The organism is Nocardioides gilvus, assembly GCF_003194605.1.
Taxonomy (GTDB): Bacteria; Actinomycetota; Actinomycetes; order Propionibacteriales; family Nocardioidaceae; genus Nocardioides; species Nocardioides gilvus.
The window spans coordinates 177,127-201,016 of the sequence record NZ_QHKY01000002.1; the positions used below are offsets into that span (position 1 = coordinate 177,127).

Sequence of the window (23,890 nt, forward strand, 5' to 3'; positions counted from 1 at the left end):
GTGATGCGTCGCCTTGTTCGCGGTGGCAAGGTGGCAGACATGGAACTGCGCATCTTCACCGAACCCCAGCAGGGCGCCACCTACGACGAGTTGCTCGCGGTGGCCCAGGCGGCCGAGCGGCTCGGATACGGAGCGTTCTTCCGTTCTGATCATTACCTGACCATGGGCGGTGACGGCCTTCCCGGACCCACCGACGCCTGGACCACGCTGGCAGGTCTGGCCCGCGACACCAGCACCATCCGCCTCGGCACCCTGATGACCTCGGCGACCTTCCGCCACCCCGGCGTCCTGGCGATCCAGGTCGCGCAGGTCGACCAGATGAGCGGTGGCCGGGTCGAGCTCGGTCTCGGAGCCGGGTGGTTCGAGGGCGAGCACACGGCGTACGGGATCCCCTTCCCTGACACCCGTGAGCGCTTCGACCGCTACGAGGAGCAGTTGGAGATCGTCACCGGTCTGTGGGCCACGCCGGTGGGTGAGCAGTTCACCCACTCCGGCGAGCACTACCAACTGGTCGACTCGCCGGCCCTGCCCAAGCCGACCCAGGCCAAGCCGCCGGTGCTGATCGGTGGCCGCGGCAAGCGGCGTACGCCCGCACTCGCGGCCCGGTACGCCGACGAGTTCAACCTGCCCTTCGTCGACGAGACCGAGACCCGCGACCAGTTCGCCCGCGTCGCTGCGGCCTGCGAGGCGATCGACCGGGACCCGGCGACGATGACCTGGTCGAACGCCCTGGTGCTCTGCGTCGGCGAGGACGAGGCCGAGATCGCCCGCCGCGCCGCCGCCATCGGGCGGGACGTCGAGGAGTTGCGCGCCAACGGTCTGGCCGGCACCCCGTCCGAGGTGGTCGACAAGCTGGGCCGCTTCTCCGACCTCGGGAGCCAGCGCGCCTACCTGCAGGTGCTCGACCTCGACGACCTGGACCACCTGACGCTGGTCGCCGAGCAGGTGCTGCCACACCTACGCGACTGAGTGTGGGCCGGCGCAGGTGACCACGGTGGTTCACCTGCCGCAGATCCGCCCCGCGAGGGGGATAACCTTGCCCTCATGAGCACTGCACCCATCGCACCGTTCGGACGCATGTTGACCGCGATGGCGACGGCATTCAAGGACGACGGATCGGTGGACCTGGACGGCACCGCCCGCATCGCGGCCCACCTCGTCGACCACGGCAACGACGGCGTCGTCGTCTCCGGCACCACTGGTGAGTCCCCGACGACCACCGTCGCCGAGGACGCCGAGATCCTGGTGGCCGTGAAGGACGCCGTCGGTGACCGGGCCACGGTGATCGCAGGAGTGGGCACCAACTCCACCCAGCACTCCGTCGAGCTGGCCCGCAACGCCGCCAAGATCGGGGTCGACGGCGTGCTCCTCGTCGCTCCGTACTACAACAAGCCTTCTCCTCGGGGAGTGCAGCACCACTTCGACTCGGTGATTGACGCGACCGACCTGCCGGTCATGCTCTACGACGTGCCCGGCCGGGTCGGCATCTCCATCGCCATGGAGACCTACGAGCGCACCGTCGCCTCCGACAAGGTCCTGGCGGTGAAGGACGCGTACGGCGACATGGTGCGGGCCACCCACCTGGTCGACATGGGTTACGCGGTCTACTCCGGCGACGACCCGGCGACGCTGAGCTTCCTCGCGCACGGCGGCTGCGGTCTCGTCTCGGTCGTCGGACACGCGGCCTCGCCCCAGCTCAAGCAGATGATCGACACCTTCCTGGCCGGCGACCACGTCGCGGCCCATACCATCTTCCGTCGGCTCATCCCTGCCTTCGACGCCGTGATGGGGGTGCCGAACTACGGCGCCACCACCGCCAAGGCCGCCCTGCAGATGCAGGGCGTCCTCGACAACCGCAACGTCCGCGGCCCGCTGGTGCCGCTGGACGACGCTGAATACGCCGCCCTGCGCGAAGGACTCGCTGCCGCAGGCCTGATCTGAGGAACTGCATGTCTCATCCCCACCCCGAACTCGCCGCGGCCCCGCCGCTCGCCCAGGGCGCACTGCGTGTCATCGCCCTCGGTGGCCTGGGCGAGGTCGGTCGCAACATGACCGTCTTCGAGTACGACGGTCGTCTGCTGATCGTCGACTGCGGCGTCCTCTTCCCCGAGGAGCACCACCCCGGCGTCGACTTGATCCTCCCTGACTTCGACGCCATCCGGGACCGCCTCGACGACGTCGAGGCCCTGGTCCTCACCCATGGCCACGAGGACCACATCGGCGCGACGCCCTACCTGCTCCGGGAGCGCGGCGACATCCCGCTGGTCGGCTCCGAGCTGACCCTGGCCCTGCTCGGGTCCAAGCTGCGCGAGCACCGGCTCAAGGAGACCGTGCACCATGTGGTCAAGGAGGGCGAACGCATCCAGTTCGGTCCCTTCGACCTCGAGTTCGTGGCCGTCAACCACTCGATCCCCGACGCCCTCGCTGTCGCCATCCGCACCGGGGCCGGCATGGTCCTGCACACCGGTGACTTCAAGATGGACCAGTTGCCGCTGGACGGCCGGGTCACCGATCTGCGGGCCTTCGCGCGACTCGGCGAGGAGGGGGTCGACCTCTTCCTCACCGACTCGACCAACGCCGAGGTGCCCGGGTTCACCACCCACGAGAAGAGCATCGGTCCCGTCCTGGACCGGGTCTTCTACAAGTCGAAGCAGCGCATCATCGTGGCCTGCTTCGCCTCCCACATCCACCGGGTCCAGCAGGCCCTCGACGCGGCGGTCGAGCACAACCGCAAGGTCGCGTACGTCGGACGGTCGATGGTCCGCAACATGCAGATCGCCAAGGACCTCGGCTTCCTGACCGTGCCGGCCGGCGTGCTCGTCGACGCCAAGGAGCTGGCCCATCTGCCGCCCGAGCGTCAGGTCCTGATCTCGACCGGTTCGCAGGGCGAGCCCCTCTCCGCGCTGGCCCGCATCGCGCAGCGCAACCACTCGTTCGTCCACCTCGAGGAGGGCGACACCGTCGTCCTGGCCAGCTCGATGATCCCGGGCAACGAGAACGCGATCTACCGGGTGATCAACGGTCTCGCCAAGTTGGGGGCCAACGTCGTGCACAAGGGCAACGCTCTCGTGCACGTCTCGGGCCACGCCAGTGCCGGGGAGCTCCTCTACTGCTACAACATCGTGAAGCCGCGCAACGTCATGCCGGTGCACGGGGAGATCCGTCACATGCTGGCCAACGCGGCGCTGGCTCGAGAAACCGGCGTGCCGGCGGAGAACGTCGTCATCGCCGAGGACGGCGTCGTCGTCGACCTCGTCGACGGCCACGCCAAGATCGTGGGCAAGGTCGACTGCGGTTACGTCTTCGTCGACGGCACGACCGTCGGGGGTGACATCACCGAGGCCTCGTTGAAGGATCGTCGGATCCTCGCGGAGGAGGGTTTCATCTCGATCATCACGGTCGTCGACTCGGTCACCGGCAAGGTCTCCACCGGCCCGGAGATCCACGCCCGGGGGTTCGCCGAGCACGACGCCACCTTCGACTCCGTACGTCCCCAGATCGTGCGGGCCATCGAGGCCGCCATGGAGGAGGGCGTCACCGACACCTACCAGCTCCAGCAGGCCGTACGCCGTGTCGTCGGTCGCTGGGTCAACAAGGCGCACCGTCGCCGGCCGATGATCGTCCCGGTCGTCATCGAGGCCTGAGCCCCGGCGTACGAGCATGACCCCGAGCATGACCCCGGTCAGGCGACCGGGGTTGGCTGCCCTGCGTTCATCGTGACCACGTGGTCCATCTCATCCAGCCCGATGGTGCCGTGGGTGATCCAGAGGATCGTGCGACCGGTGGTGCCCAGGATCTCCGCGGTGACGGTGCGCGCGTTCTCGGCGTCGAGGTGAGCGGTCGGTTCGTCGAGGACCAGCACTGGCAGATCGGCTAGCAGTGCGCGCGCCATCGCCAGGCGGGCCCGCTCGCCGCCGGAGACGTGGGCGAATCCTTCACCGATCATCGTCTCGGCACCGTGGGGGAGCGCGGCCACCCAGGCACCGAGGCGCGCCTGGTCGAGGGCCGTGCGCACCTCGGCGTCGGTGGCCGTGGGACGGGCGAGACGTACGTTCTCGACCACGGTCGAGGCGAAGACGTACGGGTCGTCGTCGACCAGCCCCACACGCTCCCGGATGCGGTCGGCAGCCAGCGTGCGGGCCTCCTGGCCGTCCCACCGGACGGCGCCGCCCATCGGGTCGAGGAAGCGCATCAGCAGCGCCGCCACCGTTGACTTGCCGCACCCGCTCGGGCCGACCAGGGCGACTCGGCCCCCCGCCGGGAGGTCGAGATCGAGTCCGGTGAAGGCGGGGGTGGCGCCCCATCCGGCGTCGACACTGTCGAGCGTGCCGTGCGGGTGGGCGGACAGGGGCGCCTGTGAGTTGTCGGTCTCGTCGATCGCTGGGGCCTGGCTGGTCAGGGCATCGAGGCGCATTCGCGCGGCGCGCGTGCGCACCGCCACCGGGGCGGCGTCGACCAGGGGACCCAACACGTCAACCAGTGCCAACGGCAGCATGACCAGGAGCGCGGTCATGGCCGGCGACAGCTCACCCCGGCTCAGGGGGTCGGTGAGCAGCCACGCCATGGCGATCAACCCGAAGCCACAGGTCAGGGTGACGAGGAGATGACCGCGTGCGGTGGCTGCCGCCGAGCGGACGGACGAGGTGCCCAGGCGCCTCGAGGCCCCGTCGACCTCGTCGAGCACCCGGTCGCGCGCCTGCCACAACACCCACTGGCGCAGGTCGTGGAGGTAGCCCTCGACGTGGGTGGAGACACCGGCGCGGGCGGAGACGAAGTCAGCTTCGGCCGACCACACGCCGCGCAGGGTGCGGATGTGGATCAGCACCCCGAGCAGGCAGACCGCGACGATGACGGCGCCGCCGACCGGGTGGACCAGCACGGCGAAGAGGCCGGCGAGCACGAGCACGAAGGCAGCCGTGGAGCGCGGTTGGCGCACCCGCAGCTGTTCGTCGACGAAGGCGTCCACGTCGTCGACGACCGAGGTGAGCAGGTCACCGCGACGCACCCCGAGTCGGCCGGGCACCAGCGGCACCAGAGCGTCGTAGACCTGGGCTCGCCGCTCGGCGAGCATGCGGAAGGCCGCGTCGTGCGAGACCAGGCGCTCGGCGTAACGGAGCACGGGTCGGGCGAGACCGAACGTACGGACCCCGACGATCGCGACGATCAGGTACATCACCGGCGGATGCTCGGAGGCACGCGTGATCAGCCACGCGGCGGTCGCCGTCAGAGCCACGCCGGAGGCGACCGAGAGACCACCCAGGAGGGTGCCGGTACGCACGCCCCACCGGGTCGGCTCCACGGCGTCGTCCGAGATGGTCACCTGTCGGGCCCTTCGGGGCGCTGCGAGTGGGGGAGTTTCCACGGCGACACCCGCAGAAGCGATCGGCGCGGGGACGTGCACCACGTGGTCGGCCGCTTCGACGACCTGCTCCCGGTGAGCCACGACGACGACGAGGCAGCGGTCGGCGAGGCGACGGAGCGTACGCAGGAGGACAGCTTCGCTGGCGGCGTCCAGGTGGGCGCTCGGCTCGTCGAGCAGCACCACCGGGCGCTGTGCCAGCACCACTCGCGCGAGGCCGAGTCGAGCGCGCTGGCCAGCGGAGAGACCGGCGCCGTCCTCTCCCAGGAGGGTGTCGATGCCTCGGGGCAGGAGGCTGACGACGTCGCCCAGGTCGACGTCGTCCAGGGCACGCCACACCGCGCAGATCAGTGCCTCGGGTCGACCCACCCGCAGGTTCTCCTCGATGCTGCCGGGGGTGAGCCAAGGACGCTGGGGTGCCGTCGCCACCGTGGCACGCCACTGCTCGGGCTCCACGTCGGCCAGTAGATGCTCGCCGATCCGGACGTCACCGACGGTGGGTCTGAGTTCACCGGAGAGCACGGACAACAGTGTCGACTTGCCGGAGCCGGACGGGCCGGTGATCGCCACCAACCCGGTGGTGGGCAGCGTCGCGGTCACGGGCGCGAGGGCGGGTGTCTCGCGGCCGGGGTAGGTGAAGCCGACCCCAGCCAACGTGATCGAGATCGGCGTCTGCAGGGCCCTGGCGGGGATGGCGCCGGAGGCGTCGGCTCGCTCCTCGACACCTTCGAGCAGGGCGGTGGCGGCCTCGAAGGTGGCTGCACCTTCCGCGGCGCTGTGGAACTCCGCCCCGACCCGACGCCACGGCCAGTACGCCTCCGGGGCGAGCAGCAGCACGATCAGGGCGGTCTCGAAGTCCATGCCGTCGGCGGTGAGGCGCAGACCGACGACGACGGCGACCAGCGCGACCGAGATGGTGGCGATGAACTCCAGGGCGGCCGAGGAGACGAAGGCGATCCTGAGGGTGTCGAGCGTGGCCTTGCGGTAGCGCTCGGTCACCTGGCGGATCGTGCGCGACTGCGCGTCGGCGCGACGGTGCGCCACCAGGGTGGGCAGACCGCGTACGACGTCGAGGAAGTGTCCCGACAGGGTGGCGAGCTCCCGCCACTGGCGGTCTGCGGTGTCCCTGGTGTTGAGACCGACGAGGATCGCGAAGATCGGCACCAGGGGCAGGGTGAGGACGACGATCAGCCCGGAGATCCAGTCCAGCCAGAAGATGGTCGCCACCGTCGCGACGGGAAGCACTGCCGCGAGCACCAGCGACGGGAGATACCTGGTCAGGTAGGGCTCGACGGCGGCCATGCCCCGGGTGGCCAGTGCGGTCATCTCGCCCGTACGCGTGCGCGAGAGGTCCACGGCGTCGAGGCGGGCGGCGGACTCCAGGAGCCGGCGTCGCAGGGTGGTGGAGACGACGTCCGCGGCCTTCGCGCCACTGACGTCGACGACGTAGGAACAGGCGGCGCGGACGATGACGATGCCGCCCAGCCAGAGGGCGGGGGAGTGCCACCCGGGGCCAGCGGGGTCGGTGACCAGGCGGACGATCAGGACGCCGATCGCCCAGGCCTGGGCGACCGCCAGAAGGCCCTGCGTCGTCCCGGCAACCAGCCCCACCACGAGAGGGCGGCGCGCGGGCAGGAGGTGCGGGACGAACGCAGGGTCAAGCGGTTTCATGCGACTCAGCTCTCCACGTGCTCGGTGACGGCGGCGTGTCCGGTGTGGCCCGTGTGAGCGATGTGGTCGGGGATGTGCGCGGTGGTGATGCGCTTGCGGAAGACCCAGTAGGTCCACCCCTGGTACATCAGGACGATCGGGGTGAAGGCGACCGCTACCCAGGTCATCACCTTGAGCGTGTAGGCCGTGGCAGCCGCATTGGTGGTGGTCAACGAGAAGGCCGTGTCGGTCGTCGAGGGCATCACGTCGGGGAAGAGCGCCAGGAAGAGGCCTCCGACCGCGAGCGCAATGGTCACGAAGGTGCCGATGAAGGCCCAGCCCTCACGCCCTGCCTGGTTGGCGATGAGCGCGCCCACCAGGGCCAGAGCGGCCACCACGAAGGCGACGGCCGAGCTGAGGTCGCCGGTCCTCACCTGGATCCACACCATGAAGACGACCGCCAGGACGGCGGCCAGCAGGCCCAGTCTGGTGCCCAACGCCCGCGCCCGGTGCCGGATGTCGCCGTCGGTCTTCAGTGCGATGAAGAAGGCGCCGTGGGTGGCGAAGAGCGTTGCGGTCACCAGACCACCCAGCAGGCCCAACGGGTTCAACAGGGTGAAGAGGTTGCCGGTGAACTCCTTGGTGGCGTCGATCGGGACACCCGCAACGATGTTGGCGAAGGCCACGCCCCACAGGACGGCCGGCAGCCAGGAGCCCAGGATGAGCGCCCGGTCCCACCGTGCCCGCCAGCTGTCGGTGTCGCCCTTGTGGCGGTACTCGAAGGCCAGGTTGCGCACGATCAGGGCGACCAGGATCAGCAGCAGCGGCAGGTAGAAGCCGCTGAAGAGAGTGGCGTACCACTCGGGGAAGGCCGCGAAGGTGGCGCCGCCGGCGACCAGGACCCAGACCTCGTTCCCGTCCCAGGTCGGTCCGACGGCGTTGTACATGACACGGCGTTCCTTCTCGTCCTTCGCCAGCACGGGCAGCAGCATGCCCACGCCGAAGTCGAACCCCTCGAGGGTGAAGTAGCCGATCCACAGGATCGCGATGAGCGCGAACCAGACAGTGGTGAGTTCCATTGATCCTTCTCCCTCAGTACGCGAACGCCATGGGGCGGTCGTCGTCGTTGCCGCCCACGGGGACCTCAGGGGTCTCCTCGTACGGGGCGGCGCCGATCTTGATGAACTTGGCGAGCAGCCCGAGCTCGATCACCGCGAGCACGGCGTAGAGCAGGGTCAGCACGATCAGCGACGTGGCCGCCTCGAAGACGCTCACACCGGGCGACACAGCGTTCTGCGTGGTCATCAACCCGTAGACGGCCCAGGGCTGGCGACCCATCTCGGTGAAGATCCAGCCGAACGAGTTGGCACCCACCGCGAAGACCGGCAGCGAGATCCCCATCCACCCGACCCATCCCATGATCGGGTTCCGACGGCCCTTGCGGGTCATCCACAGCAGGGCGGCCGCACCGCCCGCGACGACCATGCCCAGGCCCATCATGAAGCGGAAGGACCAGTAGGCCACCGGGATCACGGGCGAGTAGTCGCCTGCGTGGTAGTACGTGGCGCCCGGGTCCTGCCCGTACTGCTCCTTGTACTTCTCGCGCAGTGGGTTGATGCCCTCGACCTCGCCGTTGAACGAACCGGTGCCGAGGAAGGAGAGCAGTCCGTGGACCTCGATGATCGGCGTCGCCTCCGAGCCGTCCAGCTTGCCCCAGGTGAGCACCGAGAACGGCGCGGTCGAGGTGGTCTCGTACAGACCCTCGGCGGCCGCCATCTTCATCGGCTGCACCTCGGTCATGACCTTGCCCTGGAAGTCGCCCGAGACGGCCACGCCGAGGCCGCCGATCAGGGCCGCGACGGCACCGATGCGGATCGCGGTCCGGTAGAGCGGACGGTCGTGCTCGTGCCTCTTGCTGACGTAGAGGTAGGCCGCGACGCCGGCCATGAACGCACCCGCGGTCATGTAGGCGGCCATGATCACGTGCGGGAAGGTGACGAGCTGGACCTTGTTGAACATGACGGCCCAGAAGTCGATCATCTCGGCGCGACCGTTGGCCTCGTTGTAGAAGTAGCCGACGGGGTGCTGCATCCAGCTGTTGGCCGCGAGGATGAAGTAGGCCGAGGCGAGCGTGCCGAGGTGGACCAACCACATGCAGGCGGCGTGCAGGGCGCGGGGGAGCTTGTCCCAGCCGAAGACCCACAGTCCCAGGAACGTGGACTCGAGGAAGAAGGCGAGCAGTCCTTCGATCGCCAGGGGTGCTCCGAAGACATCGCCGACGAAGCGCGAGTAGTCGGACCAGTTCATGCCGAACTGGAACTCCTGCACGATGCCGGTCACCAGGCCGAGTGCGAAGTTGATCAGGAAGAGCTTGCCGAAGAACTTGGTCAGACGCAGGTACTCCTCCTTGCGGGTGCGCAGCCACATGGTCTCCAGGATCGCCAGCAGGGCGGAGAGACCGATCGTGAGCGGCACGAACAAGAAGTGATAGACGGTGATGATGCCGAACTGCCATCTGGCAATTTCCAGAACGTCCACATTGACTCCGTTGGTGAGTGGCCATGGCCGGAGTTCCTCGAACCCCGGCCTCTACTACGCACTGTAGTTACTACGCACTGTAGTACGGAGTGCTCCGTAGTACTATGTGGGGGTGACCACGATGAAGCGGACCCCCCGTAAGCAGGCCAAGGCATCGCTCGGTGAACTCGAGCGCGCGGTGATGGACGTCCTGTGGGAGCTGCCCGATGGACAGGACGTCACGGTGCGTGAGGTGCACACCACGCTCAGCTCCACTCGCGACGTCGCCTACACCACGGTCATGACGGTGATGGACCGGCTGGCTCGCAAGGAGCTGGTCGTGCAGCAGAAGTCCGGGCGTGCCTACCGTTACCACCCAGCGACCTCGCGCGCGGAGATGACCGCCGACATGATGCGCGGCACCCTGTCCACCCTCGGGTCGGGGGAGCGTGGCCCGGCACTCGTCGCCTTCGTGGAGGAGGCGTCCGCCGAGGACGTGGAGGCGCTGCGTCAGGCCCTCGCTGCCCTGGGCGACTGACTGCCGACGTGATCACCCCCTTCGTGCTCGGTCTGCTGGCCGTCGCGCTGGCCGGCCCGGTGCCAGCGCTGATGGCGCGTTGGCGCGGCCTCCACCACACCCCGTTCGTCGCCATGCTCCTGTGGCAGTCGGTGGCGCTCGCCGGTGTCCTGGCCGCCGTCGGTGCCGGTCTCTCGTTGTTCACCCACACGACCGGCACCTCGGACCTGACCTGGCGCACCGGTCCGATCACTGTCCTGACCGTGCTGATCACCGTCACCGTCGTGGGCCGCCTGCTGCTCAGCGGCCACCTGGTCGGCACCTCACTCCGGGTCGTACGACGCCAGCAACGCCAGGAGCTCGACCTGCTTGCCGAGTGGCGCGGTCGGGTCCGCGTCGTCGAGCACGACGTGCCCGTGGCCTACTGCGTGCCCAGCGTCACCGAGCCGCGGGTCGTGGTCTCCGATGCGACCCTGACCAGGCTCGACGAGGGCCAGCTCAACGCCGTCTTCGCGCACGAACGGGCCCACCTCACCGCCCGCCACGACCTGGTCCTCGAGGCGTTCACGGTCCTGCACCGGGCCTTCCCCCGCTGGGTCTCCTCCGACGCCGCGCTGCGAGAGGTGCGTCTGCTCGCGGAGATCCTTGCCGATCGCGCCGCACTCCGGGTCGCTCCGGCCAAGGACCTCGGGGGAGCGCTGCTGGCGATGGCGACCGGGCGTACGCCCGAGGGCGCCATGGGTGCCAGCACCGTGGACCTGGTCGAGCGGGTCCGACTTCTCGGCGAGCTCCGACCTCGACCTGCCCAGACGGTGCTCATCGCGTTGCTGGGGTGGGCCGTCCTGGTGCTGCCCACCGGGCTGGTCGTCGCGCCCTGGCTCACCGCGCTCTGACTCCGCTCTCTGGCAGGCCGATCCCGCAGCCACTCGGCGACACGCATCTGTGGTTCATGTGACTGATGGGACCGATCAACTAGGGTCGAAACCATGGCGACCCGTACGTCTTCCCCGCCGGGTTCGCGGAGTTCGAGCGCTTCCACGAAGAGTTCCGCTTCACGATCCCGGAGTACTGGCTCAAGCGCAGCCAGCAAGAACACCAAGCGTCCTGCCCCCAAAACGGCAGGACGCTCCTCTGCCGCGTCCCAGAACCGTTCGGCCCAGCGACGGCCGGCCCCCCGGGCCGTCCGCAACGGTCCGGGTCCGGTGAGTCGTGGTTTCGGCGCTCTCGGGCGCGGGGTCCGTACGGTCTGGCTCGGCACGGCGCACGGCGCCGGTTCCGTCGCACGCAGCTTCGGCCACAGCGCTCGAGACCTTGACCCGGCGCTGAGGCGTGACGGGGTCGGTCTCTTCCTGCTGGGTCTGGGAGTCGTCGTCGCGGGTGCCGTCTGGTTCCAGCCGCCCGGTGGCGCCATGGACCTGATCCGCTCCGCCACCGCCGGCACCGTCGGCAAGGTCGCGTGGATCGTCCCCCTCGTCTTCGTCTACCTGGGGTGGCGCATGCTGCGCGACCCCGAGCGGAACGGCCCGGCCGGACGCCAGGTTATCGGCTGGACCGCCGTCCTCCTGGGCGTGCTCGGGCTGATTCACATCGCCAACGGCAGCCCGAAGCCGAGCCTGGGCGACGCCAGCGAGCTCCAGCAGGCCGGGGGAGCGATCGGGTTCGTCGTCGCCAGCCTGCTCCTGGACCTCTTGCGCACCCCGTTCGTGGTCGTGCCGTTGCTCGTCCTGCTCACGCTCTTCGGGGTCCTGGTCATCACGGCCACCCCGATCTACCAGATCCCGACGCGTCTGCGTGAGCTCACCGACCGTCTCCTGGGTCGCACGTACGACGAGGACAGCGAGGAGGAGTCCACGCGTCGTCAGCGCCGCGGCGCAGGCGACGAGATCGACCCCGACATGGGCGACCCCGCCTACGACACCCCGCTCCTCGAGGATCGTGAGATCACCAAGCGGCGTCGTCGGCCGGACCCGATCGACGTGGCCCTGGGTCACGACGCACTGGGCCACGACGCACTGGGCCACGACGCGGACACCGAGGTCAACCCTGCGGTGCCGGGCAACGCCGGCGTCGACATCTTCAACCCCGCCGACGAGGCCGTCGAGCCCCCGCCGCACACGCCGCTGCCGCCTCGCGTGGAGCAGTTGGCTCTCTCCGGCGACATCACCTACACGCTTCCGTCCAGCGACGTGCTCAAGCCCGGTTCGGTCGGCAAGAGCCGGTCCAAGGCCAGCGACGACGTCGTCGTACGGCTGACGCAGGTGCTGGAGGAGTTCGGCATCGACGCGCAGGTGACCGGCTACACCCGTGGTCCGACCGTGACCCGCTACGAGGTCGAGCTCGGCCCGGCGGTGAAGGTCGAGAAGGTCACGGCGCTGTCGAAGAACATCGCCTACGCCGTCGCGTCGGCTGACGTGCGCATCCTGAGCCCGATCCCGGGCAAGTCCGCGATCGGTATCGAGATCCCGAACCTCGACAAGGAGATCGTCTCCCTCGGTGACGTGTTGCGCTCCGACGCGGCGCGCAACAACCACCACCCGATGGTGACCGGCCTGGGCAAGGACGTCGAGGGCGGCTACGTCGTCACCAACCTGGCCAAGATGCCCCACCTGCTGGTGGCTGGTGCCACCGGATCCGGAAAGTCGTCGTTCATCAACTCGATGATCACCTCGATCCTGATGCGCTCCACGCCCGACGAGGTGCGGATGATCATGGTCGACCCCAAGCGGGTCGAGTTGAACGCCTACGAGGGCATTCCCCACCTGATCACCCCGATCATCACCAGCCCCAAGAAGGCCGCCGAGGCGCTCCAGTGGGTCGTGCGCGAGATGGACATGCGCTACGACGACCTGGCGAACTTTGGTTTCCGTCACCTGGACGACTTCAACAAGGCCGTGCGCGCCGGCACCGTCGAGGTCCCGGCCGGCAGCGAGCGCGTGCTCTCGCCGTACCCGTACCTCCTGGTCATCGTCGACGAGCTCGCCGACCTGATGATGGTCGCCCCGCGCGACGTCGAGGACGCGATCGTCCGCATCACCCAGCTCGCGCGAGCAGCCGGCATCCACCTGGTGCTCGCCACCCAGCGCCCGTCCGTCGACGTGGTCACCGGCCTGATCAAGGCCAACGTCCCGTCCCGTCTGGCCTTCGCGACCTCCAGCCTGGGCGACTCCCGGGTGATCCTCGACCAGCCCGGCGCCGAGAAGCTGGTCGGTCAGGGTGACGGTCTCTTCCTGCCGATGGGCACCTCCAAGCCGGTCCGTGTCCAGGGTGCCTGGGTCACGGAGGCCGAGGTGGCCCAGGTCGTGGCTGCCTGCAAGGAGCAGTTGGAGCCCACCTACATCGAAGAGGTCACCGCGCCCGCAGCCGCCAAGCGCGACCTCGACGACGACATCGGTGACGACCTCGACCTGGTCGTCCAGGCGATCGAGCTCGTGGTCTCCACGCAGTTCGGTTCGACCTCGATGTTGCAGCGCAAACTGCGTGTCGGTTTCGCGAAGGCAGGTCGACTCATGGACATCATGGAGAGCCGCGGAGTCGTGGGGCCCAGTGAGGGTTCCAAGGCACGAGACGTACTGGTCAAGCCGGACGAGATCGACGGCGTGATCGCCACCCTGGAGGGGGACCGATGAACACTGCCGAGCAGTACGACGACAACGCGTCCGAGTTGGACCACCACAGGTCCGAGATCGACGGCGCGGGGTTGACGGTCGCCGGGGAGATCGTCGAGGTCCGTCGCAACGCGGGTGTCTCCGCCGGTGTCGGCGCCGTGGCCTCAGCCGTGGGCATCGCCTGGTTCGGTCGAGCCATCGGCACCGGTTCGGTCCTCGACTGGGCGCTCGTCGCCGTCATGGCCCTGCTCAGCGTGAGTTGGCTCGCAGCCTTCGTCGACGCCCGTACGCCGCTCCTCGTCGCCGACGCGCAGGGTGTGCGGCTTCGCCTCGGCCGAGCGTGGCTCGGTCTGCCCTGGAGTGCGGTGGCCCGGGTCGAGCACCGTCCGCGCCGCGGTCTCCTGCGCGACGGGGTCCTCAACGTCGTTCCGCACAACCCCGACCGTCTGCTCGCGGAGGTCGGCCCGGCCGGCAAGCGGCAGGCTCGCCTGGCTTCTCGACTGCACGGTGGCCCGTTGGCTGTACCGCTCGGCCTCAGCACCAAGGTGATCTCCGATGTAGACCTCACCGACGCCCTGGCCCGACTGGCCGAGCGCAACGCCGAGGTCGTCCTCATCGACGCCCCCCAGGCGGACACCGAGCTCGTCGACGTCGACGGTGTGGACCGGGCTGATGTCTCGAGCGAGCTCGCCGAGGGTGACCAGCTGGACGTCGCTCCCACGGACTCGCCTCGCCGTGGGGCCAGGGCTCGCGCGTTCGTGTCCCGTGCCAGCTCGGGCGTGACTGCTGCCATCGGCGCAGTCACCTCGAGGCGTACGCACGACGAGGTCGTCGAGGACGACCTCGAGGCCTCGGACCTCGCCCTGCTCGACGACGAGACGGCCAGCGAAACCCCCGAGCCGATCCGCCCGGTCACCGCGCCGGCGCGGGGCGAAGTGGTGAGCATCGCCGCGGTCGTCGACGAGACCTCGGAATTGGTGCTTGCCGAGACCGAGACCGAGTCCGTCGAGTCGGCTGACGAGACGGACCAGGACCAGGCTGGGCAGGACGAGGCTGAGCAGGACCGGGCTGAGCAGGACCCGAGGTGGGCCCAGCGGGTGCGCCCGATCTCACGCGAGGGCCACGCGGTCGCTCCGCTCGTCCTGGACGCCTTCGACGTCGAACCTGCCTCCGACCCGGTTGTGGGCCCTGAGCTCCGAGCGGCTCGTACGCGCCTGGGTCTGACCACTGACCAGTTGGCCGAGCGGACCCGGATCCGTCCGCACGTCATCGAGGCCATCGAGGTCGACGACTTCGTGCCGTGCGGCGGCGACTTCTACGCACGCGGTCACCTTCGTACGCTCGCCCGGGTGCTGGGCGTCAACGTGGCACCGCTGTTGACGAGCTACGACGAGCGGTACGCCCACGCCCCGATCGACCCGCGACGGGTCTTCGAGGCAGAGTTGGCGACCGGTGCGCACGGTTCGATCCGTGGCACGCGTGGCGGCCCCAACTGGTCCATCCTGGTGGCCGCAGTGATGGCCCTGGTGCTGGTGTGGTCGGTGGCCAGGCTGGCCATGGACACGCCCGACGACGTGAGCAACACCCCGGTCCTCAACGGCTCCGGCGGACCGCAAGGAGTGGGTTCGGTGATCACCGAGCCCGTCTCCGTCACGGTGGAGGCCCCGGAGTCGGGCGCCGAGGTCGTCGTGCGCGACGCCAACGGTGCGGTCGTCTTCCAGGGCACCCTGGCGATCGGCGAGAGCCAGGTCGTGAAGGCGTCCCCGCCGGTGCGGGTGCAGAGCAGTGACGGCTCCGTCACGGTGGTCGTCGACGGCGCCGAGCGCGGTGCCATCGGCGAGGGTGGAGAGCCCGGTCAGGGGACGTACGCCGGGGAGTGACCGCGCGGCCCACAGGATGCGGCTCTGCGCTGCCCCAGCGGGCATAATCGTGAACCTATGAGCCTCAAGATCTCTCCCGCCCCCGCTGCCCCGATCAGCGTCGCCGTGGTCACCCTCGGCTGCGCCCGCAACGAGGTCGACTCCGAAGAGCTCGCCGGACGCCTGGAGGCCGACGGCTTCCGCCTGGTGGACGACCCCGAGGACGCCCAGACCGTCGTGGTCAACACGTGCGGATTCGTCGAGTCGGCGAAGAAGGACTCCGTCGACACGCTGCTCCAGGCCAGTGACCTGAAGACGCAGGGTGGGGTCACTCAAGCAGTCGTCGCGGTCGGGTGCATGGCCGAGCGGTACGGCAAGGACCTCGCCGAGTCGCTGCCAGAGGCCGACGCGGTCCTGGGCTTCGACGACTATCCCGACATCGCGCAGCGTCTGCGCTCGATCCTCGGCGGTGAGAAGCACGAGCCGCACGTCCCGGCCGACCGTCGCCGACTGCTGCCGATCTCACCGACCGAGCGCGACGCCACGACGTTGAGTGTCCCGGGTTTTGCGGCCCCGGACCTCAACGCGGCCGAGTCGCCCGCCAGTGGGCCGCGCGCCATTCGCCGCCGTCTGGACGGTGGCCCGATGGCTCCGCTCAAGCTGGCCAGCGGCTGCGACCGTCGTTGTTCGTTCTGCGCCATCCCCAGCTTCCGCGGCTCCTTCGTGAGCCGTCGTCCCAGTGACGTCATCCAGGAAGCGCAGTGGCTCGCCACCCAGGGGGTGAAGGAGCTCTTCCTGGTCTCGGAGAACTCCACCTCCTACGGCAAGGACCTCGGTGACCTGCGCCTTTTGGAGACGATGCTGCCCGAGCTCACCGCCATCGACGGGATCGAGTGGGTGCGCGTCTCCTACATGCAGCCGGCCGAGACGCGCCCGGGGCTGATCGAGGCGATGGCCCAGACGCCGGGCGTCGTCCCCTACTTCGACCTCTCCTTCCAGCACGCCAGCGCCGCGGTGCTGCGCCGGATGCGCCGCTTCGGTGACCCGCAGAGCTTCCTCGACCTCCTCGCGAAGGTCCGGGCCCAGGCGCCCGAGGCAGGCGTACGGGCCAACGTCATCGTCGGCTTCCCCGGGGAGACCGAGGAGGACGTCGAGACGCTGTGCCACTTCCTTGAGGAGGCCCGTCTCGACGTGACCGGCGTCTTCGGCTACTCCGACGAGGACGGCACCGAGGCCGCGACGTACGACGGCAAGGTCGACGAGGACGAGGTGGCGGACCGTGTGGCCCACGTCAACGCCCTGGTCGAGGAGCTCACCAGCCAGCGGGCCGAGGAACGGATCGGCCAGCGCGTGCAGGTGCTCGTGGAGTCGGTCAGCGACGGCGTCGTCGAGGGCCGCGCCCAGCAGCAGGGCCCCGAGGTGGACGGGATGACTGCACTGCTCGATGCTCCTGTGGGCGCCGCGATCGGTGATCTCTACTGGGCCGACGTGGTGGCGAGTGAGGGAGTCGACCTGGTGGCTCGTGTGCAGGACCTGAGTGGAGGAGCCCGATGACCGACACCGTCGTCAAGGCCAGCAACTACAACATCGCCAATGCCCTCACGGTCCTGCGGATCGTGATGGTGCCGTTCTTCGCGTGGGCGCTGCTGATGGACGGCGGCGACTCCGCACTGTGGCGCTGGGTGGCCTTCGGCATCTTCGTGGTGGCGATGATCACCGACAAGATCGACGGTGACCTGGCCCGCAAGTACAACCTGGTCACCGACTTCGGCAAGATCGCCGACCCCATCGCCGACAAGGCGATCACCGGCATGGCCCTGATCGGGCTCTCGCTGGTCGGCGACGTGTGGTGGTGGGTCACCATCGTCGTGCTGCTGCGGGAGTGGAGCGTGACGCTGCTGCGGCTCTCGGTGCTCAAGAGGGTCGTCATGCCGGCGGCCCAGTCGGGCAAGATCAAGACGGTGCTGCAGTCGCTGGCCCTCGGTCTCCTGCTCATGCCTATGCCGCACGGTGACGCCCACGGCGGAGCCTTCGACAACCTCGGCACTGCGGGTGAGGTCGTCTTCTACGGCGGTCAGGTGGCGTTGGCCGGTGCGGTCGTCATGACCTTGTGGTCGGGCTTTGAGTTCTACCGAGAGGTCTGGCGCCAACGCGGGTCCTTGAAGCAGGGGGCCTGAGCCATGGACCTTGCCTCGTTGGGCGACTCCACCGGGGTCGTCAGGGAGTTGCTCCTCCGGGAGGCGACAGTGGGGACCGCGGAGTCCCTGACCGGCGGTCAGGTGGCAGCAGCGATCACGACGGTCCCGGGCTCCTCAGGTGCCTTTCTCGGCGGCGTGGTGGCCTACGCGACCGAGGTCAAGGTCAAGGTGCTCGGTGTCCCCGAGCAGGTCGTGGAGGAACACGGAGTCATCTCGGCCGAGTGCGCAGAGTCGATGGCCACCGGAGTGCGCGAGTTGACCGGCGCCACGTACGGGATCGCCACCACCGGCGTGGCCGGTCCTTCCGAGCAGGAGGGCAAGCCCCCCGGGACGGTCTTCGTCGCGGTGGCCGGGCCACGGGGGGTGGAGGTCGCGGCTTTGAACCCGCAGGGCAACCGGACCCAGATACAGTGGGCTTCGGTCGAAGGAGTCCTCAGTCTGCTGCTCGGAATCCTCCGCCGGGAAGAACCAGCTGTCGGGTAGCGTTGTGACCGTTGAACCACTGATCAACCGAGGAGGGCGCATGGTGCTGTTTCGCCGGACGTTGGGTGAGGTCCTTCGTGCTGCTCGGATGGAGCGTGGTCTGACGCTGCGTGAGGTCTCCGCCCAAGCGCGCGTGAGCCTTGGTTACATCTCCGAGATCGAGCGTGGTCAGAAGGAGGCCTCCTCAGAGCTGCTGGCCTCCTTGTGCGGCGCTCTCGGGATGCCGCTCTCCCTGGTGCTGCGTGAGGCCAGTGACTCCGTGGCTCGCGAAGAGGCCTTGGCGGCCCCGACGCCCATTGCTGCGGCTCGCACCACCAGCGGCGCCGTCGTCGCCTCCGCAGCCTGAGCCCAGAGCTCGTCGGCCGAGGTCTACCTGGCCGGTTGACAGGACGCGCACCAGTAGGTGGCGCGTTCGCGACCGGGCGCCCCGATCATCGTCGTGCTGATCGTGGTCCCGCAGCGCAGGCAGCCGCGCTGCCGATAGACCCACGTACGCCGCCCCTTGCGCAGGTCGCCCGTCGTCGACTGGCTGGCCCGGACCTTGTTGGCCTCGAGCACTGACTTGGCGCGGTCGACCAGACGGCGCGGATCCGGGACCTCACCGATGGCAAGTTGCGGAGCCAGGCCGGCAAGGAAGCAGAGCTCGTTGGCGTACATGTTGCCCACGCCCGCGAGTCGCGTCTGGTCCTGGATGGCCTGGACCACGGGTGTCTCCGGGGTGGCGAGCAACCGCGCGAGCGCGGTGTCACGGTCCCAGTCCGGGCCGAGCAGGTCAGGGCCCAGGTGTCCCACGAGCTCGTCCTCGGTCGAGCGAGGGACCAACTCCACGACGCCGAGGGAGAAGCCGACCGCGCTGCCGGCGGCAGTGGTGAGGACGACCCGTGCGGTGTGCACCGGACGCCGCCAGCGCTCACCCGCCCGGTAGGCCTGCCAGGCGCCCTCCATCTTGAGGTGGGTGTGCAGGGTCAGCGGGGTCGCCGCGTCGATGCGGGTCAAGAGGTGCTTTCCGCGCGAAACCGTCCCCGCGATCCGGGCACCGCTCAGGTCGACGGTGGCGATGCTGGGCACCCGGAAGTCGGAGTCGAGCAGGGTCTGTCCCGCCAGCGCGCGGTCGAGGAGGCGCGCGGCCCGCCAGACGGTGTCGCCCTCAGGCACGGATCCGCAGTCCCTTCGGGGTGACCACGAAACCGGCCTCGGCCAGCGCCAGGCGCAGCGGGGTGTCGCCGGCTCCCAGGAGGGGGGTCCCGTTGGCCTTCTCGACGGTCAGCTTGCCCAACGCCCCGCGGCGTACGGCGTCGGCCAGCCCGGCGGCCGCGCCAGCGAGGTCACCGTTGTCCTCGGTCCAGGTCAGCAGGGTCTTCCCACCGCGTTCGACGTAGAGCACGAGACGGCCGTCGACCATCACGACCAGGGCCCCGGCCTTGCGTCCGGGTCGGTGGCCGCCGCCTTCGTGGTTCGCCGCGGGCCACGACAGGGCAGCGCCGTACGGATTCGCGGGATCGGTGGCCGCCAGCGTGATCGTGGTCGGCGGTGTGGTGGGGTCCACCGACGTCTCGGTGAACGTACGCAGTCGGTCCACGGCGCCGGGAGAGCCGAACTGTGCGGCCCCGAGCCCTTCCACGAAGTAGCCCCGCCGACAACGCCCGGCTTCCTCGAAGGCCGAGAGCACCTTGTAGACACCTGCGAAACCCCCGATCACGCGCTCGGAGACCACCGCACCGCGGGTGACGACGCCGTGCCGCTCGAGCAGGTGTTCCGCGCGGGCGTGGGCCCGCAGGGTCGGATCGGAGTCGGTCTGGGGCAGCAAGGACCAACGCCCCGCCACGTCGGCCGGCCCGGTGCGGGCAGGCATCCGGCCGGTCCGCGGAGGCGTCCGGCGGGTGCGGTGCGACGCGGTGCCGGAGCGGACCAACGCCCGCAGGGGAGTCAGGGTGTCGTTGGTGACGTGCCCGCTCCACACCAGTGACCACAGGGCGGAGCTGAGGGCGGAGTCGGAAGGAACGGAGTCGGTGAAGTCGCCCACCCGCTGGGCCAGCTGGCGGAAGAACCACGCGCCTCCGCCCGCCAGGACCTCGAGGAGGGCCTGGGCCAGCTCATCGACCGCGTCCGGGTCAGGAGGAGCCAACGTCAGGTGGCACTGGTCGGCGAGGTGGAGGCTGACCCATCCGTCGCTTCCCGGCAGCGCCCCCTGGCCGGCCCAGACGATCTCGCCGGAGGCGGTCAGCTCGTCGAGGTAGGAGGGTTGGTAGTCCTTGACCCGGGCGGCCAGCACCAGCGGCTCCAGCGCACTGGCCGGCACCGGGCAGCCGGCGAGGTGGTCGATGGCGCTGAGGACCCCGTCGACCCCGCGCAACCCTGATCGCGGTCCGCTCGCGGCGACCTTCTGCCACGCGGGGAGGAAGCGAGCCAGCGCTTCCTGGGGGACTGGCTCGACCTCGTGCCGCAGTCGGGCCAAGGAGCGTCGGCGCAGTCTGCGCAGCACCTCGGCGTCGCACCACTCCTGACCGCTGCCGGACGGGCGGAATTCGCCCTCGACGAGACGTCCGCGTGCGGTCAGCCGCTCCAGGGTGTGGCGTACCACGGCGACGCCGAGCCCGAATCTGGTTGCCACCTCGGTCACGTCGAAGGGGCCGTGCGTGCGCGCATGGCGGGCGACGAGGTCACCGATGGGGTCCTCCTGGACCTCGGTGAAGGCCACGGGCACCCCTTGCGGCACCGGGACGCCGAGACCGTCACGCAGACGGGCGATCTCCTCGACCGTGCACCAGACCTCGCGGCCGGCCATCCGGACCTGGGCGATCCGCCGGGCCTGTTGCAGCGACTGGAGCCAGCCGCGTACGTCGGCCTCGTCGATGCTGCGAGCGGCGATCTCCTCGGTGCTCAACGGCCCGAGCAGTCGCAACATGTCGGCGAGCGCCTCCGCGGTGCGAGCTCGACGTTCTTCGCTGAGCCACTGCAACTCGGCCTCGATCTCGGCCAGGACCTCGGGGTCGAGGAGGTCGCGCAGCTCGGTGCGGCCGAGCAGTTGGGCGAGCAGGGACGCATCCAGGCTCAACGCGGCGGCGCGCCGCTCCGCGAGGGGCGAGTCGCCCTCGTACAGGAACTGCGCGACGTAGCCGAAGAGCAGGTTGCCGGCGAAGGGGGACGGCTGGGTCGTCGCGACCTCGGTGACGGTGATCTCGCGGCGTTGCACGGCACCCAGCAGGCCGATCAGCGCGGGCAGGTCGTAGACGTCCTGGAGGCATTCGCGTACCGCTTCGAGCACGATGGGGAAGGTGGGGTAGCCCGCGGCGACCTCCAGCAGTTGGGCGCTGCGTTGGCGTTGTTGCCACAGCGGGGAACGGCGCCCGGGATCGCGACGCGGGAGGAGCAGGGCGCGGGCGGCGCACTCGCGGAAGCGGCTCGCGAAGAGCGCGGAACCACCCACCTGGGTCGTGACGATCTGTTCGATCTCCTCGGGCTCGAAGACCACGATCGAGGCGTCCGGCGGCTCACCGTCGGTGTCGGGGACCCGGATCACGATGCCGTCGTCGGAGGCCATCGCCTGGGTCTCCACGCCGTAGCGCTCCCGCAGTCGCGCGTTGATGGCAAGGGCCCAGGGGGCGTGCACAGCGGTGCCGTACGGGGAGTGCAGGATCAGCCGCCAGTCACCGAGCTCGTCGCGGCAGCGTTCGAGCAGGACCTGCTTGTCGTGGGGGAGCAGGTTGGTGGCTTCGCGCTGCTCCTCGATGTACCGCACGAGGTTGTCCGCGGCGTACTCGTCCAGGCCCTCCTCGCGAGCCCGGGCGCGGGCGGCCTCGCCCGGCATCGAGGCCAGGGTCCGGGTGAACTCCCCGATGGCCGCCCCCAGCTCGGCGGGACGCCCGAGGCTGTCGCCCTTCCAGAACGGCAGCCGGCCCGGCACTCCTGGTGCCGGGCTGACGAGCACCCGGTCGTGGGTGATGTCCTCGATGCGCCAACTCGTCGCGCCGAGGGCGAAGACGTCGCCGACCCGGGACTCGTAGACCATCTCCTCGTCCAGCTCGCCGACTCGGCGCCCGACGCCGTCACCGACCAGGTAGACGGCGAAGAGTCCCCGGTCCGGGATGGTGCCGCCGCTGGTGACCGCGAGGCGTTGTGCGCCCGGTCGGGCGTGGATGCGTCCCGCGACCCGGTCCCAGACGATGCGGGGGCGCAGCTCCGCGAACTCCTCGCTCGGGTAGCGCCCGCTCAGAAGGTCGAGTGTCGCGTCGTACGCGCTGCGCGGGAGAGTGGAGTAGGGAGCGGAGCGCCGCACCAGGTCATAGAACTCCTCGACGTCCCACTCATCCATCGCGGTCGCGGCCACCACGTGCTGGGCCAGGACGTCGAGGGGGTTGCTCGGCACCCGAAGACTCTCGATGGCGCCGCTGCGCATGCGTTGCACCGCCACTGCGGTCTGGGCCAGGTCGCCGCGGTGCTTCGGCATCAGGACACCTCGGCTCACCTCGCCGACCTGGTGACCCGCGCGCCCGACCCGCTGCAGGGCGCTGGCGACGCTCGGCGGGGACTCGATCTGGACGACGAGGTCGACGGCGCCCATGTCGATGCCGAGCTCGAGGCTGCTGGTGGCGACCACGCAGGGCAGTCGGCCCTGTTTGAGGTCGTCCTCGATCAGAGCGCGCTGCTCCTTGGAGACCGAGCCGTGGTGCGCCTTGGCGATCACGACCTCCGCGCCCTTCGAGGCATCAGAGGCAGCCATCAGTTGGGCCGGAGGGGCGACGTCGTCCGGGAGAGCGGCGCCAGCGCGGGCGGAGGCGATCTCATTGAGGCGGGCGGTCAGCCGCTCGGCCAGGCGACGGGAGTTGGCGAAGACGATGGTCGACCGGTGTTGCTCGACCAGGTCAACAACGTGCTCCTCGACGTGTGGCCACAGCGAGGGCGAGGAGCCGCCGCCGTCAGCGCTGTCGTCGTACTCACCCGGCGCGGTCATGTCCTCGACCGGCACGACCACGCGCAGGTCCCACTCCTTGGTGCTGGGCGGTGCGACGACGTCGACCGGGGCGGTGCCGCCGAGGAACCGGGCGACCTCCTCCACCGGGCGCACGGTGGCGCTCAGTCCGATGCGTTGGGCCGGGCGTTCCAACAGGGCGTCGAGTCGCTCGAGGCTGACGCTCAGGTGGGCGCCCCGCTTCGATCCGGCGACCGCGTGTACCTCGTCGATGATGACGGTCTCCACACCCCGGAGCGACTCGCGCGCCTGGCTGGTGAGCATCAGGAAGAGCGACTCGGGCGTGGTGATCATGATCTCGGGTGGACGGGTCACCTGACGACGCCGCTCGGCCGCTGGCGTGTCTCCCGAGCGCAGGCCCACGCGTACGTCCGGAAGCGTGGTCCCCAACCGTTCGGCGGTGTGGCGAATGCCGGTGAGCGGTGCGCGCAGGTTGCGCTCCACGTCGACCGCGAGCGCCTTGAGCGGCGAGACGTACAGCACCCGGCAGGCGTGCTGGGGATTCGTGTCGGGCGCGGGACTGGTGAGCAGGTCGTCGATCGCGGAGAGGAACGCGCTCAGCGTCTTGCCCGAGCCGGTGGGTGCCACCACGAGGGCGTGTCGACCGCGGGCGATCGCATCCCAGGCACCTTCCTGGGCGGCCGTCGGCGCGGCGAAGGCAGCCGTGAACCACTCACGGGTCGGCTGGCTGAAGCGGTCGAGTGCAGGCACGCCACACATCTTGTCACCGTGC

At 69.7% G+C, this 23,890-nt stretch carries 16 protein-coding genes; 11 read left to right on the forward strand and 5 right to left on the reverse strand.

Going from position 1 to position 23,890, the window contains the following annotated elements; all coding sequences use genetic code 11:
- Nucleotides 1-39 precede the first annotated feature (39 nt).
- The 3 genes from DNK52_RS06170 to DNK52_RS06180 all read left to right on the forward strand — a co-directional run bounded on the left by DNK52_RS06170 (nucleotide 40) and on the right by DNK52_RS06180 (nucleotide 3,644).
- Nucleotides 40-969, forward strand: a complete 930-nt coding sequence (locus DNK52_RS06170) for an LLM class F420-dependent oxidoreductase (RefSeq protein WP_110240128.1) — start codon at nucleotides 40-42, stop codon at nucleotides 967-969.
- 75 nt (nucleotides 970-1,044) lie between these two features.
- Nucleotides 1,045-1,941, forward strand: a complete 897-nt coding sequence (dapA, locus tag DNK52_RS06175; RefSeq protein WP_110240129.1) for a 4-hydroxy-tetrahydrodipicolinate synthase — start codon at nucleotides 1,045-1,047, stop codon at nucleotides 1,939-1,941.
- 8 nt (nucleotides 1,942-1,949) lie between these two features.
- Complete coding sequence (locus DNK52_RS06180) at nucleotides 1,950-3,644, forward strand: ribonuclease J (protein WP_110240130.1); 1,695 nt, start codon at nucleotides 1,950-1,952, stop codon at nucleotides 3,642-3,644.
- Nucleotides 3,645-3,682: 38 nt separating this feature from the next.
- Here the strand turns inward: DNK52_RS06180 and cydD are convergent, their stop codons facing one another.
- From cydD to DNK52_RS06195, 3 genes are read right to left on the reverse strand one after another with little or no spacing between them, the layout of a single operon-like run.
- On the reverse strand, nucleotides 3,683-7,030 hold the full coding sequence (gene cydD / locus DNK52_RS06185) for a thiol reductant ABC exporter subunit CydD (RefSeq protein ID WP_110240131.1): 3,348 nt from the start codon (nucleotides 7,028-7,030) through the stop codon (nucleotides 3,683-3,685).
- Nucleotides 7,031-7,035: 5 nt separating this feature from the next.
- Entirely contained in the window at nucleotides 7,036-8,088 is a 1,053-nt protein-coding gene (gene cydB / locus DNK52_RS06190; RefSeq protein WP_110240132.1) for a cytochrome d ubiquinol oxidase subunit II, read from the reverse strand.
- Nucleotides 8,089-8,101: 13 nt separating this feature from the next.
- Entirely contained in the window at nucleotides 8,102-9,547 is a 1,446-nt protein-coding gene (locus tag DNK52_RS06195) for a cytochrome ubiquinol oxidase subunit I (protein WP_110240133.1), read from the reverse strand.
- A gap of 121 nt (nucleotides 9,548-9,668) precedes the next feature.
- Between DNK52_RS06195 and DNK52_RS06200 the strand changes: the two genes are divergently transcribed.
- From DNK52_RS06200 to DNK52_RS06235, 8 genes are all read left to right on the forward strand, one after another.
- Nucleotides 9,669-10,064, forward strand: a complete 396-nt coding sequence (locus DNK52_RS06200) for a BlaI/MecI/CopY family transcriptional regulator (protein ID WP_110240604.1) — start codon at nucleotides 9,669-9,671, stop codon at nucleotides 10,062-10,064.
- 8 nt (nucleotides 10,065-10,072) lie between these two features.
- Nucleotides 10,073-10,936, forward strand: coding sequence for a M56 family metallopeptidase (locus DNK52_RS06205; protein WP_110240134.1), 864 nt, complete (start codon nucleotides 10,073-10,075; stop codon nucleotides 10,934-10,936).
- A gap of 93 nt (nucleotides 10,937-11,029) precedes the next feature.
- Entirely contained in the window at nucleotides 11,030-13,669 is a 2,640-nt protein-coding gene (locus DNK52_RS06210; RefSeq protein ID WP_204163418.1) for an FtsK/SpoIIIE family DNA translocase, read from the forward strand.
- Complete coding sequence (locus DNK52_RS06215) at nucleotides 13,666-15,528, forward strand: helix-turn-helix domain-containing protein (RefSeq protein WP_110240136.1); 1,863 nt, start codon at nucleotides 13,666-13,668, stop codon at nucleotides 15,526-15,528. Before DNK52_RS06210 ends, DNK52_RS06215 begins: the two co-directional genes overlap by 4 nt.
- A 93-nt stretch (nucleotides 15,529-15,621) precedes the next feature.
- On the forward strand, nucleotides 15,622-17,061 hold the full coding sequence (rimO, locus tag DNK52_RS06220; RefSeq protein ID WP_204163458.1) for a 30S ribosomal protein S12 methylthiotransferase RimO: 1,440 nt from the start codon (nucleotides 15,622-15,624) through the stop codon (nucleotides 17,059-17,061).
- A complete protein-coding gene (gene pgsA / locus DNK52_RS06225) occupies nucleotides 17,058-17,684 on the forward strand; it encodes a CDP-diacylglycerol--glycerol-3-phosphate 3-phosphatidyltransferase (RefSeq protein WP_110240138.1) in 627 nt (208 codons plus the stop codon). The genes rimO and pgsA overlap by 4 nt, the downstream gene beginning before the upstream one ends.
- Before the next feature lie 3 nt (nucleotides 17,685-17,687).
- Nucleotides 17,688-18,188, forward strand: coding sequence for a CinA family protein (locus DNK52_RS06230; RefSeq protein ID WP_110240139.1), 501 nt, complete (start codon nucleotides 17,688-17,690; stop codon nucleotides 18,186-18,188).
- Nucleotides 18,189-18,228: 40 nt separating this feature from the next.
- Nucleotides 18,229-18,534 carry a helix-turn-helix domain-containing protein gene (locus DNK52_RS06235; protein WP_110240140.1) on the forward strand — a complete coding sequence of 102 codons (306 nt, stop codon included), beginning with the start codon at nucleotides 18,229-18,231 and terminating at the stop codon, nucleotides 18,532-18,534.
- A gap of 23 nt (nucleotides 18,535-18,557) precedes the next feature.
- Here the strand turns inward: DNK52_RS06235 and DNK52_RS06240 are convergent, their stop codons facing one another.
- Nucleotides 18,558-19,343 carry a DNA-formamidopyrimidine glycosylase family protein gene (locus tag DNK52_RS06240; RefSeq protein WP_110240141.1) on the reverse strand — a complete coding sequence of 262 codons (786 nt, stop codon included), beginning with the start codon at nucleotides 19,341-19,343 and terminating at the stop codon, nucleotides 18,558-18,560.
- The gene (locus tag DNK52_RS06245; protein ID WP_110240605.1) at nucleotides 19,336-23,877 is read right to left on the reverse strand and encodes an ATP-dependent helicase; all 4,542 of its coding nucleotides are present in this window, start codon (nucleotides 23,875-23,877) and stop codon (nucleotides 19,336-19,338) included. Before DNK52_RS06245 ends, DNK52_RS06240 begins: the two co-directional genes overlap by 8 nt.
- Nucleotides 23,878-23,890 lie beyond the last annotated feature (13 nt).